Genomic DNA, 15,703 nt, shown 5'->3' with positions numbered 1-15,703 from the left:
CGGCCGACTTTAGCCCGGCTCACGGGCACCGCCGCAGCCGGATCCACCGATAGCCATACCCGGCGACCGGAACCTCGGCGAGCTTGCCCAGGTCGGGGTACTCCCGGTCGGCGAGAACGTCGTTCGGTGACTCGGCCTCGGGGTGGACGGAGCTGAGATCGACGACCGCATCATTTGTGCACAGGTTGTGCACAAACAGCATGGTACCGGTGGTGTCGTCGGCGCGGTGCACCAGCACGCCGGGCGGGGTCGGCACATCGACATGGGTGCAGCTGCCGGCGCCGACCTCGGGGGCCTCGCGGAGCGTCCGGATCATCCGCTCGAACCAGGAGAGCAGCGAGGTCGGGTCCTGCCGCTGCGACGTCACGTTGACCCGCTGGTAGCCGAACTCCCCGTCGGAGATGACCGGGCGCACCGGCTCGCCCGAGGAAAAGCCGGCGTTGGGCAGAAAGGACCACTGCATCGGCGTACGGATGGCGTCGCGACCCTCCAGGGCGAGGTCGTCGCCCATCCCGATCTCCTCGCCGTAGCGCAGCACCGGCGTGCCGCGCAGGCTGAACTGCAGCGAGTACGCGAGCTCCAGTCGCCGCCGGTCGCCACCGAGCATGGGCGCGAGCCGGCGACGGATGCCCCGCCCGTACAGCTGCATCTCGGGTTTGGGCCCGAACTCGGCGAAGACGTCGGCGCGCTGCTCGGCGGTCAGCCGGGAGAGGTCGATCTCGTCGTGGTTGCGCAGGAACGTCGCCCACTGGCCGCCCTCGGGCAGCTTCGGCGTCTCGCGCAGCGCCTCGATGATCGGCTCCGGGTCCTGCCGGGCCAGCGCAAGCATCAGCCGGGCGTTCAGCATGAAGTCGAACAGCATGTGCAGCCGGCTGTTCGAGCCGCCCGAGTCGCCGAAGAACTTGGGCAGCTGGGCCGGCTCGACGTTCGCCTCGGCCAGCAGCATCGCGTCCCCCTTGCGCCACTGCAGGTAGTCCCGCAGGTCGGTGAGGAAGTCGTAGTCGTGCGGCGAGTTCGGGTTGCCCGGCTCGGTCTCCTCGATGATGAACGGCACCGCGTCGATCCGGAATCCGGCGACGCCGAGCTGCAACCAGAACGCGCAGATCTTCTTGATCTCGGTGCGCACGTCCGGATTCTTGATGTTCAGATCCGGCTGGAAGTCGTAGAACCGGTGGTAGTACCAGGCCTTCGCGGTGCGGTCGTAGCTCCAGGTCTCGCGTTGTTCGCCGGGGAAGACCATGCCCTGGTGGCGGTCCTCGGGCGCGCTTTCGCTCCAGACATACCAGTCCCGGTACGGCGAGTCCGGCGACGACCGCGCGGACTGGAACCACGGGTGCTGGTTCGAGGTGTGGTTCACGACCAGATCGATGATCACCTTGATGCCCAGATTGCCGGCCTGGTGCAGCAGCTCGGCGAAGTCGCCCAGGTTGCCGAAGCGCGGGTCGACGTTGTAGAAGTCGGCGACGTCGTACCCGTCGTCGCGGTCCGGCGAGGGGTGGATCGGGTTGAGCCACAGGCAGGTGACGCCGAGCCGGGCCAGGTAGTCGAGCCGGCCGATGAGGCCGCGGATGTCGCCGACGCCGTCCCCGTTGGCGTCGGCGAAGGTGTCGATGTCGAGGCAGTAGACGACGGCTTTCTTGTACCAGCGGTCACTCATGCACCGTTATTTGCCACCGGCGCCGTCCGGTAAAACCGACGGGCGGCCGCTCGTGCGAAGCGGCCGCCCGTCTTGATCAGCGGATGGGTTCCTGCCCGTGGGGACGGCGTTGGCGTGGCGCCCCCGTCAGAACCCTGCGCTGATCCTGGTGAAGGCCCAGTCGGACTGTGCGATGCCGGAGCAGTTCGAGACCACGCCGCCGCCGGCGCAGCCGCGGTCCCGGTTGACCGACCAGAAGGTGAACCGGGCGAAGCCGTTGTTCTTGGCGTAGTCGCGAATCCGGGTCCAGGTGTCGGTCGTGGTCGTCTCCTGCTGGTCGGAGAGACCGTTCATGCCGGAGATGCCCATGTGCGAGTAGGCCTGCGCGGCGGTGTAGCCGAAGGTCGACATCAGCAGGTTCTTCAGGCCCTCGGAGGCGTTCACCGTGGCGGAGTACATGTCCGAGCCGCCGCCGAAGTCGAACGGCATCTGGGTGAAGATGTCGATGTTCGCGCCGAGCGCCTTGGCCTGCTGGACGAGCCGGGTGCCGTAGTAGGTCGGGCCGGTCGTCGAGGTGCCGAAGGTGAGGATGGTCTTCACCGACGGGTTGTTCTGCTTGATGACCTTCAGGGCGCCGAGGATCCGGTCCTGCACGGCGGTGTTCTCGAACTCGTCGGTGTTCTCGATGTCGACGTCGATCGCCTTCAGGCCGAACGCGTTGATGATCTTCTGGTACGCGCCGGCCAGGGCGTCCACCGTGGTGCAGTTCGGGCCGAGCTTGTTGCCCTGCCAGCCGCCGATCGACGGGACCACGTCCGCGCCGGCCGCCTTGATCTGCGAGATGTAGCTCGCGTGCACGCCGCCGGTCAGGCCGCTCTCGCCGTCCCATGCCGGGTTGCAGCCGCCGCTGGCCAGCACGAACGCCATGGTGAACGCCTTGATGCCGGTCGCACCGGTGACCGTCGACGGGGCCGGCGGGTCACCCCAGCCCGGGTAGACGTACGGCGCCGAGGGCATCTTCGAGCCGGTGGTCGGCGGGTTCGTGGTCGGGCCGGTGGTCGGCGGCGTGGTGGTGCCCCCGCCGCAGGCGCCGTTGTCGGCCCAGACGTCCCACTGACCGGAGTGCGTGGCCGGCGACTCGTTCTGCGTCCACCACTTGGCGGTGTAGTTGTGGCCGTTCTGCGAGGCCTGGTTGCCGTTGACGTAGACCGCGGTCGACGACCAGGCCGGCGCACAGGCCACGGCCGCGTTCGAGCTGGTCATCGGGATGATCGCGGTGGCCAGGCCGGCCGCGGCGACCGAGGCTACGACCAGCAGCTTTCTGCCGAGTTTCACGGGGACTCCTACGGGGGTGGGGAGTTAGGGAAGGGTGGCGAGGTGGGGCTTGACCGTGTTGGCGAACGAGTTGCCGTTGCTGACGTCCCAGTTGATCGACCAGGTCATCGCGCCGCGGATGCCTGGATAGGTCGCCGGGGGCTTGAACGTGCCGCAGTTGGTGCCGCGGGCCAGGCAGTCGAGGGCGGCGTTGACGTTCGCCGGCGACTGGTAGCCGCCACCGGCCGCGGACGAGCTCGCGGGGAGTCCGAGCGCGACCTGGTCGGGGCGCAGACCGCCCTGCGTCTGGATGCAGGCGAGCGCGGTCAGGAAGTTCTCGGTGCCCTGCGAGTACGCCTGGTTCTGGTCGCAGCCGAGCATCGAACCGGAGTTGTAGAACTGGGTGTGCACCACGGTGAGGATGTCCTTGATGGACAGCGCCAGCGCGAAGTACGACGACCCGGTGCTCTGCATGTCGATGGTCTGCGGCGCCAGCGTGATGATCAGGTTGGCGCCGGCCTTGGCCCGCAGGCTGCGCAGCGCGCTCGCCATGTAGGTCGAGTTGATGCCGTTCTCGAGGTCGATGTCGACGCCGTCGAAGCCGTACGTCGTCATCAGCGAGTAGACCGAGTTCGCGAAGTTGGTGGCCGAGCCGGAGTCGGCGACGCTGACCGTGCCGTTCTGCCCGCCGACCGAGATGACGACCTTCTTACCGCGCGAGTGCAGGGTGGCGATGTCGGCCTTGAACTGGGCGTCGGTGTAGCCGCCGACCTGCCCCGCGAGGCCGGAGTCGAGGGTGAAGCTCACCGCGCCCGGGGTCGAGGTCGCGTCGGCGAAGGCCACCGCGACCAGGTCGTAGGTGGTCGGGACGGCGGCGAGCTTGAGGGCGGCCGCGCCGTTGTAGAAGTTCTGCCAGTACCCGGTCAGGAAGTGGGCCGGCAGGGTGCCGCTCGGCGGCTGGGTGGTGGGCGACGTGGTCGGCGGCGTGGTGGGCGGCGTAGTGGGCGGCGTGGTCGTCGGCTGGGTGGTCGGCGGCGTCGTGGTCGGCTGGGTGGTCGGGGTGCCGCTGCCGCACGCGCCGTTGTCGGCCCACACGTCCCACTGGCCCGAGTGGGTGGCCGGCGACTCGTTCTGGGTCCACCACTTCGCGGTGTAGTTGTGGCTGTTCTGCGACGCCGAGTTGCCGTTGACGTAGACGGCGGTCGCGCTCCATGCCGGCGCGCAGGCGGTGGCGGCGCTCGCCGCGCCGCCGAAGTAGACCGCCGTGCCGCCCGCGGCGAGCGCCGCGACGGTCGCGAGGATCACCGATCTGGAGCGCTTCATCGCCGTCCCTCCATGCATCACGTTGAGATGCGTCAATCTTTAGGACTGTTAACAGTAAAAGTCCAGAGGGCGGAATGTTAAACAACCTTAAATCTTTTCGGATGGCGGACAGGCGCCTCGCCAGGCAGGCCGAAGAGCCGAAGGCGCAGGTCGCGCCTCCGGCCCCATCGAGCCGTACCGCTACTTGCGGAACTGGATCCAGTTGACGTTCACGAAGTCGGCCGGCTGGCCGCTGCTGAAGGTCAGGTACACCGTGTGCGTCCCGGTCACGCTCGACACGTTGCCCGGGATCGACGTCCAGGTCTGCCAGCCGCCGGTGTTGGCGAGCGCGAAGCTGCCGATCGGCGCGTTGCTCCGGCTGTCGATCCGCACCTCGACGAGCCCGCTCACCCCGGAGCCGGCGCCGGACGCGACCCGGGCCAGGAAGTCCTTGACCCCGCCCGTACCGAAATTGACGTTGTTGAACTGCAGCCAGTCGCCGTTGGCGATGTAGCCGACGTCCTGGCCGCCCTCGGAGCAGGTCTCGGTGGTGGTGCCGGACTGCGCGTTGTACGACTCGGCCTCGATCCTCGAGAAGGCGTCCCGGGTGGTGCCGGTCGGCGGGGTCGTGGTCGGCGCCGTGGTGGGCGTGGTGGTCGGCGGGGTGGTGGTGCCGCCCGACGACTGGTAGACGGCCACGTAGTCGACCAGCATCGGCACGCCGGACTGGGTCGCCGAGGTGGGGCCGCCGCCGAACGCGGCCGGGAAGCCGCCGCCCATCGCCACGTTGAGGATCATGAAGAAGCCGTGGTGCAGGGCGTTGTTCCAGGTCGTGGCGTCGAGCTGGGACGAGTTCAGCGTGAAGTAGTTGCTGCCGTCGAGGTAGAAGCGCAGCTGCTCGGGCGAGACGCTGCGGTCGTATTCCACCGCGTACGTATGGAAGCCGGTCTGGCAGCCGGAGCAGGCGTGCTCGCCGCTGCCCAGGCCGGTGGTCTCGTTGCACGGCCCACCGGAGGCGGTGCCGCAGTGCAGCGTCGAGAAGACCGAGGACCGGCCGTTGATGTCCTCCATGATGTCGACCTCGCCGATGCTGGGCCAGTTCGTGGCCCCGACCGGGCGGGCCGCCGCGCCGAGCGCCCAGAATGCCGGCCAGTAGCCGGCCGCCGCCGCGCCGCTCACGTTCGGCTGCTGGATGCGCGCCTCCATGCGCAGCTTGCCGCCGGCGGGCGCGGCGAAGTCGGTGCGCTGCGTCTCCACCCGGCCGGACGTCCAGTTGCCGGCCCCGTCCCGGATCGGCTTGATCACCAGGTTGCCGCCGCCGTCCTGGTAGACGTTCGCGGTCGAGTTCGTCATCGTCTCGACCTCGCCGGTGCCCCAGTTCGCCGCGCCGCCCGGGTAGGACGTGCCGATGTCGTAGAGCCAGTTCGCCGTGTTCAGGCCGGTGCCGGCCGCGCCGGTGAAGTCGTCGCTGAACACGGTCGTCATGCCGGCCGGGGCCGACGGTACGGCCGCGTTCGCGTCCATGGTGAACACCGCCGTGGCCGCGACGGCAATGGCCGCGGTCGATACCGCGAGCGCCACCCGGAGTCGTCGTCTGCTGCGAGATGCCATCGTAGAAACGCCTTTCCGTAGGGGGGTGAGGAGGCGTGAGAGCGCTCTCACGCCGCATTTCACGCCTGTTACGGCAGCGTGTCAATATCGGCGCTCAACGATTGCCCGTTGTTACCGGCCGGCGATAGACGGCCTGTTCGATCGCGGTCCACGCGGTGGAGGTGACCAGGTAGATCCCGCCCGCCAGGGGCATCCAGGCCACCGCCAGAACGGACAGATAGGGCAGGTATCTGAGGAACCCCATCGATGGCGCGCCCGGCGTCGCCGACGCCATCGACGCGCTCATCCGGCGCGAGGACCACCAGGCCAGCGCCACCGACAGCGCCAGCAGCACGGCGAACACCGGCAGACCGGCGGCGAGATGGGCGGTCAGCGGGACGCCCATCAGCGACCCGGCGGGGGCCCGCAGCGCGACGTGGTACATCACCATGAAGAACGGCGCCTGCGCCAATGCCGGAAGGAATGCGGCGAACGGACTGACTCCCGCGGCGCGTTGCAGGGCAAGCGTTTCGGTGGCCAGCGTCATCGGGTCCTTGCCGTGTTTCTCGCGCAATTTCGCGATGTCCGGGGCCAGGGCGGCCTGCCGCCGCTGTGCGCGGACCTGCTGGTAGGTGAGCGGGCTGATCAACAAACGGATGAGCAGGGTGAAGACGACGATGGCGAGGGCCGCGGCGGCCCCGCCAGCAATCGGGACGAACAGCCCCGCGAGCGATTCGATGGCGGAATGCGCGGCGCCGACGACGGCACCGGGAATGGCGAGAACAGACATGGAGACACACCCCTGGCGATCCACTGGGAAAAGGACGCTGGGCGGCGATCAGGAAGGACGATCGGACACGGCAGGTCAACCCCGCCGGCGATCGAGCCGTGACACGGTCGGAAGCGGCGAGTCAACCCCGCCGGCGATCGAGCCGTCACACGGTCGGAAGCGGCGAGTCAACCCCGCCGGCGATCGAGCCGTCAGATCGCCGCAGGGGCGAACGACGGTGCTCGGGAACGCGGGCGGCCGGCCGCATCGGGGTCGGCCAGACGGGGGCGGGCCGCGACGCGGGCCCGGCGGGCAAAGGCGCGCACGGTCGGCGCGGCGAACAGGGCAGGCACCGGCAACGCGGCGGCCGCGGCGATCAGCAGAACGGCCGTGGCAACCAGGGCGAGGCCGAGAACGAGCTGCCCCGGCGCACCGGCGCGGGTCGGGTCGACGAGGGCGGCCAGCGCCCCGATCCCCGGTAGCAGCATGGGTTCAACGTTAGCGCGCCAACGCCATCGGGTATTCGCAGGGCATGGACACCGATTCGGGTGCGACGACGATCTCCGAGGAGATGGCCGAGGAGGCCGAGTCGCAGGACCTTCTCACGCTCGGGATCGAGGAGGAGTACATCCTCGTCGACGCCGTCGAGCCGCGTGGCGTCGAGGCGGTCGAGCACGTCGTGGACCTGATCCCCGACGAGATCCGCGGCTCGGTGCAGCACGAGTACCTGCGCAGCCAGATCGAGGTGGCCAGCCCGCCGCAGCTCGAGCTGAACGGCCTGTACCAGGCGATGCGCCGGCTGCGCCGGGAGGTGGCCGACGCCGCCGAGCGGGCCGGCACGCGCCTGCTCGCGGTCGGCACCGCGCCGGCGGCCGGGCCGGTGACCCGGGTCGTCGACCGGCCGCGATACCACCGCATGCGCGAGCAGTTCGGCGACCTCTCCCCGGGCCAGGGGATGTGCGGCACACACGTGCACGTCAGCATCCCGGACGCCGAGACCGGTGTCCGGCTGCTCAACCACCTACGGCCCTGGCTGCCGGTCTTCCACGCGGCCACCACCAACTCGCCGCTGTTCGGCGGCCGCGACACCGGCTATGCCAGCTGGCGCTCGATGATGTGGGAGCGCTGGCCGACCGTCGGACCGACCCCCTACCTCGAGTCGCTGAGCGAGTACGAGACGCTGGTCGCCGACCTCGAACAAACCGGCGCGATGCTCGACGAGGGAATGCTCTACTGGTACGCGCGGCTCTCCGCGCACTACCCGACCGTCGAGATCCGGATGGGCGACGTGACACCCACCCTCGACGACGCCATGCTGCTGGCCGCGCTGGCCCGTGCCCTGGTCGCCACCCTGCTGCGCGACGTGCGGGCGGGCGTGCCGGCCCCGAAGGTGCCGCATCCGCTGCTGATGGCCGCGCACTGGCGGGCCGCGCACGACGGCCTCGAGGGCGTGGCGGTCGACCTGGCCACCCGCGAGCCGCGCCCGGCCTGGCGCCTGATGCGGCAACTCTTCGACCACGTACGCCCGGAGCTGGAACGCCACGGCGACCTGGAGATCGCCACCGTCCTGATGGGACGCTTGCGGGAGCACGGCACCGGCGCCGCCCGCCAGCGCGCGATCCTGGCCCAGCGCGGCTCGGTCGACGACGTCGTCAGTTGGCTCGCCGACGCCACTCGGGGCGCCCCGACTGCGGTCCGGGCATAGCGCGGGCGCTGATCGAGGCGCCGGGAAGGCGAGCGCGAGCGCTGATCGAAGCGCCGGGAAGGCGAGCGCGAGCGCTGATCGAAGCGCCGGGAGGCGGTCCGGGCATAGGCTGGGCCGGTGAGGCTGGTGGTCATCGGCGGCGACGCGGCGGGCATGTCGGCCGCCGCGCAGGCCCGCAAGCGGCTCGGGCCCGACAAGTTGGCGATCGTGGCGTTCGAGCGGGGGCACTTCACGTCGTATTCGGCGTGCGGCATCCCGTACTGGATCGGTGGTTCGGTCGCCGAGCGCGACAAGCTCGTCGCGCGCTCACCGGCGCAACACCGCAAGGCCGGCATCGACGTGCGGCTCCAGCACGAGGTGGTCGGGATCGACCTCGACCGGCGCGAGGTGATCGCGCATGATCTGCTCGGCGGCGGCGAGGTGCGGGAAGGCTTCGACCATCTGGTGTACGCGACCGGCGCGTCCCCGGTCACCCCGGAGTGGGCGCGCATACCCGCGGCCGGCATCTTCGGCGTCCAGACGCTGGACGACGGCGCGGCCATCCACGACTGGCTGGACGGGATACCCCCGTCGGGTCCCGGGCTCTCCGCGCCGTCCGAAGGACCGGGCGGCGGCGCCGGCCGAGTGCCCAAGCCGCGCAAGGCGGTGGTGATCGGTGGCGGCTACATCGGCGTGGAGATGGCCGAGGCCATGATCCTGCGCGGCCTCGACGTCACGCTGCTGGAGAAGTCGCCCGAGCCGATGGGCAAGACCGTCGACCCGGAGATGGGCGCGCTGGTGCGCAAGGCGATCGGCGAGATGGGCATCGAGGTGGTCACCGACGCCGAGGTGTCCGGCATCGGCACCGACGGCGGCCGGGTGCGTGAGGTGATCACCGCGGGCGGCGCGCTGCCGGCCGACATCGTGGTGATGGGCTTGGGCGTACGCGCGAACAGCTCCCTCGCGGCGGACGCCGGCCTCCCGGTCGGTGCGACCGGCGGGGTGCGCACCGACCGGCAGATGCGGGTGACCGGGGTCGAGGGCGTCTGGGCGGCCGGCGACTGCGTGGAGACACGACACCTGCTGACCGGTGAGCCGGTGCACGTCCCGCTCGGCACGCACGCGAACAAGCAGGGCCGGGTGGCGGGCATCAACATCGGCGGCGGCTACGCCACGTTCCCCGGCGTGATCGGCACCGCGGTGACAAAGGTCTGCAACCTCGAGGTGGCCCGCACCGGCCTCACCGAGAAGGAGGCGCGCCGGGCCGGATACTCGTTCGTGACGGCATCGGTGGAGTCCACGAGCCGGGCCGGCTACTACCCCGGCGCCGCGCTGATGACGATCAAGCTGATCGCCGAGCGGCGCACCGGGACGCTGCTCGGCGCGCAGATCGTCGGCCGGACCGAGGCGGCCAAGCGGATCGACGCGCTGGCGGTGGCGGTGTGGAACCGGATGACCGTCGAGGAAATGACCGCCCTCGATCTCGGGTACGCCCCACCGTTCGCGCCGGTGTGGGATCCGGTGCTGATCGCGGCCCGGAAGGCGACCGAGGCTGTCCACAATGCGATGTGAGTCGAATTTGTAGGAACCGGTCGATTTTGCGAGTTCGGGATCACGGAGCGCCAGCAGGTGATACTACATAACGTACGGACAAGATAACCGAAGCGGTATCGCGTCAGATCTTGCTACACGGTAGAGATGTCCCATGTCGCCGCTCTCCACCCGCAACCCGAGCCCGGCGTCCGGCGGCGTCGCCGAAACCGGCGGCCGGCACCGCCGGCCCGAGTCGCTCGCGGATGAGCCGCGCTCGGCCCCGGTCTACCGGGTAAGCACCCTGCTGGAGAGCGACACCTGGATTCCTGGCCCGCGCTCCGCGCGCCACCGCCCGGCCCCCCGGCGTCACGCACCCTCCCATCGGGCGGCCGCCCCGACCCGCCCGCCGGTCACCGGCAGCCACCGCGCACCCGGCACCGTGCCGATCGAGTCCTGGCTGCTGATGGGCAAGAAGCGGCAGCAGCTCCTGCTCGCCTCGCTGGTCGCGGTCGGCCTGCTGCTGGTCGCGGTGCCCGGCTCCCCGACCCGCGACGGCCTGGACGCGGTCAACGCCGCGGCCCGGGCCACCGGCAAGCACACCCAGCATCAGGACAAGGGCGCCGGTGGCGCCCGAAAGGGCGACACACCGGGCGCGAAGGCCGCCCCGTCCGCCTCCGCGCCGGTCACCGACGTGCCGGTGCTCGGTCCGACCGGCGCCGCCGACCGGAAGGTGGCCGACGCCGGACCGGGCAACTCGCTGCGCACCACCGGGTCGGCCACGGTCGCGCTCACCTTCGACGACGGCCCCGACCCGACCCGTACCCCGCAGATCCTCGCGCTGCTCGCCAAGTACCAGATCAAGGCGACCTTCTGCCTGGTCGGGCAGCAGGTGGTGAAACACCCCGAGATCGTGCGCGAGATCGTGGCCGGCGGCCACACGCTCTGCAACCACACCTGGAACCACAGCCTCACCATCGGTAAGGACAAGCCCGAGCAGATCCAGGCCGACCTGGCCCGGACCAACGCGGCGATCCGGGCCGCCGTGCCGGACGCGAAGATCCCGTTCTTCCGGGCGCCCGGCGGCAACTTCACCGATCGGCTGGTCGACGTGGCCGGGGCCGACGGGATGACCTCGCTCTACTGGGAGGTCGACCCGAAGGACTGGCAGCACAAGACCGGCGAGACCGACGCCGCGCACACCGACCGGGTGATCGCGGAGGTCAGGAAGCACGTGCGGCCCGGCTCGATCGTGCTGTCGCACGACTTCAACCAGCCGGACACCATTGCCGCGTACGAGAAGCTGCTCCCCTGGCTCAAGGCGACCTTCACGCTCGGCATCCCGGGCGCGGCCCCGGCCCCGGCGGCGACCACGCCCCCCACCACGGCGCCGGAACCGACCCCGACCGATACGCCGGCGGCTCCGGACCCGAGCGCCTCGGCCTCACCCGCCCCGGCGGACACGGAGGCGACTCAGGAACTGGGCTGACAAACCGGGCACCAGTAAAGATTTCGCCCGGCCAGCGGTCCTCGCGCCACGGCCGTGCCGCACACCAGGCAGGCTTGCCCGGGGCGGCGGTAGACGTACACCTCGCCGCCGTGCCGGTCGACTCGCGGCGCCCGCCGCATCGCCTCCGGCGTGTGCTCGGTATGCACGGTGTCGATCCGGCCGCGGGCCACGCCCTCCTTCATCAGCGCGCGCAGGTCGGCCCAGATCTCGTCCCACTGCTCGGCGGCGACCAGCCGGCCCGGCGTGGTCGGCGCGAGCCCGGCCCGGAACAGCACCTCGTTCGCGTAGATCAGACCGCAGCCGGCCACGATCGACTGGTCCAGCAGCAGCGCGAAGATCGGCTTGGTGGTGGCGCGCACCCGCCGGCCGGCCGCCTCCGGGTCGGCGTCGTCGCGGAGCGGGTCGGCGCCGAGCCGGTCGCGCAGCTGCTGGCACTGCACCGGGTCGAAGACCTCGCAGGCGGTCGGTCCGCGCAGGTCGAGCCAGTGCGCGCCGGTGGTCACCCGCATCCGCACCTGGCCGACCGGCTCGGGCACCGGCGGCTCGCCGTCGCCGAACTTTCCGTAGAGTCCCAGATGGACGTGCACGCTGAGATCACCGTCGTAGTGATGGAGCAGATGCTTGCCGTACGCCTCGGTGTCGCGCAACGTGCGACCGTCGACCCGGGCGGCCCCGGCCGCGAAACGCCCCTGCGGGCTGGCGACCGCGAGCCGCCGGCCGGCGAACAGCTCCCGATGCCGCGCGGCGAGTCGATGAATGGTGTGTCCCTCTGGCACGGGGAGCAACGGTATCCGGTCACCCGCCGGGCGGTTATGCCCACAGGAGAATCGCTGGGTGCCGGCGAGCCGATGCGAGAAGGTGAGTACATGAGTGTTGACGAGCTGACGATGCGCACGGGCGGCGCCTCCTTCGACGACCAGGTCTTCGAGCGGCTGCTGCGAGAGCGCATCATCTTCCTGGGCAGCGAGGTGAACGACGAGGTCACCAACCGCATCTGCGCCCAGATGCTGCTGCTCGCGTCCAACGACAGCGAGCGGGACATCGCGCTCTACATCAACTCGCCGGGCGGCTCGATCAGCGCCGGCATGGCGGTGTACGACACGATGCAGTACATCAAGAACGACGTGGCCACGATCGCGATGGGGATGGCCGCCTCGATGGGCCAGTTCCTGCTCTGCGCGGGCACGCCCGGCAAGCGGTTCGCCCTGCCGCACGCGCGGATCATGATGCACCAGCTCTCCGGCGGCATCGGCGGCACCGCGGCCGACATCGCCATCCAGGCCGAGAGCATGCTGCACATCAAGAACGTGATGAACGAGCGGATCGCCTTCCACACCGGGCACACCGCCGAGGAGATCGAGCGGGACGCCGACCGCGACCGCTGGTTCACGGCGGACGAGGCCAAGGCGTACGGCTTGGTCGACCACGTGATCAGCCGGGCCAGCGACGTGGCGTCGCTGCCTGCCTGAGACCCGCGCCGGCCGCTGCGGCGGTGGCGCGATGCCGCGCGAAGGGCGTGTGACCTGCGGGTCCACGCCCTTTGGTGTGCCCGGCGGGTGATCGGGGTATAGGCGGTGGCATCCCCTGAAATCGTCAAGGAGGTGCTGGACGTGAGGATCCCGACGTTCTCCCGCCAGACCGAGCCCGAGACCACGGACGCGGAGCGTCCCACGGCGGCGACCGCCGCCGCGTCGACCGACACCCGCACCGCGCCGGTGCGGCCTCGCGACGACGAGCCGACGACGCGCGACCTGCGGACCACGCCGAAGGCCGACGACCTGCCGCCGGCCCCGGCCCGCAGCGACCGCACGGTGCCGCCACCGCCGCCGCCGTCGACCGTCTCCCGGCCGGTCTTCCCGAAGTCCGACGAGACCACCGAGACGCCGGTGGTGGCCGGCCCGAAGCCGCGGGCGAGTCTGCTCGCCACCCTCGGCCTGATCCTCGGCGTCGCATCGGTGCTGCTGGTGCTCTCCGGGCCGCTGCTCGGCTGGGGCATCGGCGTGGCCGGCGTGGCACTGGTCCTGTCGCTGAGCGGCATCCGAGCCACCGGCAAGCGGCACGTGGCCGGCAAGTCCGACGCGCTGCTCGGCATGGTGCTGGCGCTGGGCGCGATCGTGCTCGGCGTGCTGGCGCTGACCGGCTCGCTCACCTGGCTGGGCACGAACACAGACACGGTGCCGGCCTTCCGTCAATGGCTGGACACGCACACCGTCAACCACTTCTGAGCACCATCGTTCCCGGAGGGCGGCCCGGTTCGGGCCGCCCTTAACGATTCGCCGCCAGACGGGCGAATCACGCAACGATCGAACGCGGCACGCACGGTTGAACCCTGGGTAGGCAGGGCGGTCGCGACCTAGCGTTTCAGTCATGCGCCGATACCTGATGTGCCGCCCCACCCACTTCGCGGTCACGTACCGGATCAACCCGTGGATGGATCCCACGGCGCCCTACGACAACGCCCTGGCCGTCTCGCAGTGGGAGACGCTCCGGCAGACATACCTCGATCTCGGGCACACCGTCGACCTGATCGACCCGCTGCCCGGCCTGCCCGACATGGTCTTCGCCGCGAACGGCGCCACCGTGGTCGACGGGCGGGTGCTGGCGGTGCAGTTCCGCGACGCCGAGCGAGCCGACGAGGCGCCGGCGTACGCCGCCTGGTTCCGCGAGCGGGGCTTCGCGGTGACCGAGCCGAAGCACACCAACGAGGGCGAGGGCGACATCCTGCTCGCCGGGGACGTGCTGCTGGCCGGCACCGGCTTCCGCACCGCGCACGCCTCGCACGCCGAGACGCAGGAGGTCCTGCAGCGGCCGGTGATCTCCCTGCAGCTGGTCGACCCGGCCTACTACCACCTCGACACGGCGCTGTGCGTGCTCGACGACACCAACGTCGCGTACCTCCCGTCGGCCTTCTCCCCCGGCTCGCAGGCGGTTCTCCGGCAGATGTACCCGCACGCGATCCTCGCGAACGCGGAGGATGCCGCGGTGTTGGGCCTCAACGCGGTCAGCGACGGCCGTACGGTTGTGCTGCCCACCCAGGCCACCCACCTGGCCGCCGAGCTGCGCGCGGCCGGCTACCAGACCGTCGGGGTCGACGTCTCCGAGCTGCGCAAGGCCGGCGGCGGACCCAAGTGCTGCACGTTGGAGGTGCGCTCATGACCAGTGTCGACATGCGTACGCCGGAGGCTCTGGCCGAGGCCGAGCGCTGGACCGCGCACAACTACCACCCGCTGCCGGTGGTCGTCACCGAGGCCGAGGGCGCCTGGGTCACCGACGTCGACGGCCGCCGCTACCTGGACATGCTCGCCGGGTACTCGGCGCTGAACTTCGGCCACCGGCACCCGGGGCTGATCGCCGCCGCGCACGCCCAGCTCGACCGGGTCACGCTGACCAGCCGGGCGTTCGTGCACGACCAGTTCGGCGAGTTCTGCCAGTCGCTGGCGCAGCTGTGCGGCAAAGACCTGGTGCTGCCGATGAACACCGGCGCCGAGGCGGTCGAGACGGCGATCAAGGTGTCCCGAGCCTGGGGCTACCGGGTGAAGGGCGTCGAGACCGACCGGGCCGAGATCATCGTGGCGTCGGACAACTTCCACGGGCGTACCACGACGATCGTGAGCTTCTCCACGGATCCGGACGCGCGCAACGACTTCGGCCCGTACACCCCGGGATTTGTGGTTGTTCCCTACGGCGACCTGACCGCGCTGACCGACGCGATCACCCCGAACACGGTGGCCGTGCTGCTCGAGCCGATCCAGGGCGAGGCGGGCGTGCTGGTGCCGCCGGCGGGCTACTTCGCCGGGGTGCGGGCGGCCTGCGACGAGCACAACGTGCTGCTGGTCGCCGATGAGATCCAATCCGGGCTGGGCCGCACCGGCCGCACCTTCGCCATCGAGCACGAGGGCGTCGTTCCCGACATGTACGTGCTGGGCAAGGCCCTCGGCGGCGGCATCGTGCCGGTGTCGGCGGTGGCCGCGGACCGCGCGGTGCTCGGGGTGCTGAAGCCGGGCGAGCACGGCTCGACCTTCGGTGGCAACCCGCTGGCCTGCGCGGTCGGCATCGAGGTGGTGCGGCTGCTGGCGACCGGCGAGTTCCAGCGGCGCTCCGCCGAGCTCGGCGAGCGGCTGCACGAGGGCTTGAACGCGCTGGTCGGCAAGGGCGTGGTGACGGTGCGCGGGCGCGGCCTGTGGGCCGGCGTCGACATCGACCCGGCGCTGATGACCGGCCGGCAGGCGTGCGAGCGGCTCGCCGAGCGCGGCGTCCTCGCCAAGGACACGCACGGCTCGACCATCCGCCTCGCACCCCCGCTGGTGGTAACGGCCGAGGAACTGGACCACGCGGTGGCCCAGCTGGCCGCGATTCTGGCCGGCTAGG

14 protein-coding genes are annotated in these 15,703 nt (G+C 70.8%); 7 read left to right on the top strand and 7 right to left on the bottom strand.

The features are described from left to right. Positions 1-19 precede the first annotated feature (19 nt). From ODJ79_RS12460 to ODJ79_RS12435, 6 genes are all read right to left on the bottom strand, one after another. Positions 20-1,657, bottom strand: coding sequence for an alpha-amylase family protein (locus ODJ79_RS12460; RefSeq protein WP_263023544.1), 1,638 nt, complete (start codon positions 1,655-1,657; stop codon positions 20-22). Between the two features lie 126 nt (positions 1,658-1,783). Next, positions 1,784-2,971, bottom strand: a complete 1,188-nt coding sequence (locus tag ODJ79_RS12455) for a carbohydrate-binding protein (RefSeq protein WP_263023543.1) — start codon at positions 2,969-2,971, stop codon at positions 1,784-1,786. Between the two features lie 24 nt (positions 2,972-2,995). Continuing rightward, positions 2,996-4,273 (bottom strand): chitinase, encoded by a 1,278-nt coding sequence (locus tag ODJ79_RS12450; protein ID WP_263023542.1) that lies wholly within the window; start codon positions 4,271-4,273, stop codon positions 2,996-2,998. 180 nt (positions 4,274-4,453) lie between these two features. Beyond that, positions 4,454-5,863, bottom strand: coding sequence for a carbohydrate-binding protein (locus tag ODJ79_RS12445; RefSeq protein ID WP_263023541.1), 1,410 nt, complete (start codon positions 5,861-5,863; stop codon positions 4,454-4,456). Positions 5,864-5,957: 94 nt separating this feature from the next. Beyond that, entirely contained in the window at positions 5,958-6,632 is a 675-nt protein-coding gene (locus ODJ79_RS12440) for a YidC/Oxa1 family membrane protein insertase (protein ID WP_263023540.1), read from the bottom strand. Positions 6,633-6,823: 191 nt separating this feature from the next. Further along, on the bottom strand, positions 6,824-7,099 hold the full coding sequence (locus tag ODJ79_RS12435; protein ID WP_263023539.1) for a DUF6412 domain-containing protein: 276 nt from the start codon (positions 7,097-7,099) through the stop codon (positions 6,824-6,826). A 44-nt stretch (positions 7,100-7,143) separates the two neighbouring features. Between ODJ79_RS12435 and ODJ79_RS12430 the strand changes: the two genes are divergently transcribed. From ODJ79_RS12430 to ODJ79_RS12420, 3 genes are all read left to right on the top strand, one after another. Continuing rightward, a complete protein-coding gene (locus ODJ79_RS12430) occupies positions 7,144-8,316 on the top strand; it encodes a glutamate--cysteine ligase (protein WP_263023538.1) in 1,173 nt (390 codons plus the stop codon). 117 nt (positions 8,317-8,433) lie between these two features. After that, entirely contained in the window at positions 8,434-9,867 is a 1,434-nt protein-coding gene (locus tag ODJ79_RS12425; protein ID WP_263023537.1) for an FAD-dependent oxidoreductase, read from the top strand. 133 nt (positions 9,868-10,000) lie between these two features. Beyond that, on the top strand, positions 10,001-11,314 hold the full coding sequence (locus tag ODJ79_RS12420; protein WP_263023536.1) for a polysaccharide deacetylase family protein: 1,314 nt from the start codon (positions 10,001-10,003) through the stop codon (positions 11,312-11,314). Here the strand turns inward: ODJ79_RS12420 and ODJ79_RS12415 are convergent. Then, positions 11,299-12,111 (bottom strand): Fpg/Nei family DNA glycosylase, encoded by an 813-nt coding sequence (locus ODJ79_RS12415; protein WP_263023535.1) that lies wholly within the window; start codon positions 12,109-12,111, stop codon positions 11,299-11,301. The two genes, ODJ79_RS12420 and ODJ79_RS12415, sit on opposite strands and share 16 nt — an antisense overlap. A gap of 90 nt (positions 12,112-12,201) precedes the next feature. Here ODJ79_RS12415 and ODJ79_RS12410 point away from each other — a divergent pair, with 90 nt between their 5' ends. The 4 genes from ODJ79_RS12410 (at position 12,202) to rocD (ending at position 15,702) form a co-directional block, all read left to right on the top strand. Further along, complete coding sequence (locus ODJ79_RS12410; RefSeq protein WP_263023534.1) at positions 12,202-12,804, top strand: ATP-dependent Clp protease proteolytic subunit; 603 nt, start codon at positions 12,202-12,204, stop codon at positions 12,802-12,804. Positions 12,805-12,945: 141 nt separating this feature from the next. Further along, entirely contained in the window at positions 12,946-13,560 is a 615-nt protein-coding gene (locus ODJ79_RS12405; protein WP_263023533.1) for a hypothetical protein, read from the top strand. A gap of 142 nt (positions 13,561-13,702) precedes the next feature. Further along, positions 13,703-14,491 carry a dimethylargininase gene (gene ddaH, locus ODJ79_RS12400; protein WP_263023532.1) on the top strand — a complete coding sequence of 263 codons (789 nt, stop codon included), beginning with the start codon at positions 13,703-13,705 and terminating at the stop codon, positions 14,489-14,491. Then, positions 14,488-15,702: an ornithine--oxo-acid transaminase gene (rocD, locus tag ODJ79_RS12395; RefSeq protein WP_263023531.1), complete on the top strand. Its 1,215-nt coding sequence runs from the start codon at positions 14,488-14,490 to the stop codon at positions 15,700-15,702. Before ddaH ends, rocD begins: the two co-directional genes overlap by 4 nt. The last annotated feature ends 1 nt before the right edge of the window (position 15,703 follow it).

The sequence above is a fragment of the Actinoplanes sp. KI2 genome, assembly GCF_025630775.1.
In the GTDB taxonomy this organism is placed as follows: domain Bacteria; phylum Actinomycetota; class Actinomycetes; order Mycobacteriales; family Micromonosporaceae; genus Actinoplanes.
This window is presented reverse-complemented; position numbering and strand designations above follow the sequence as displayed.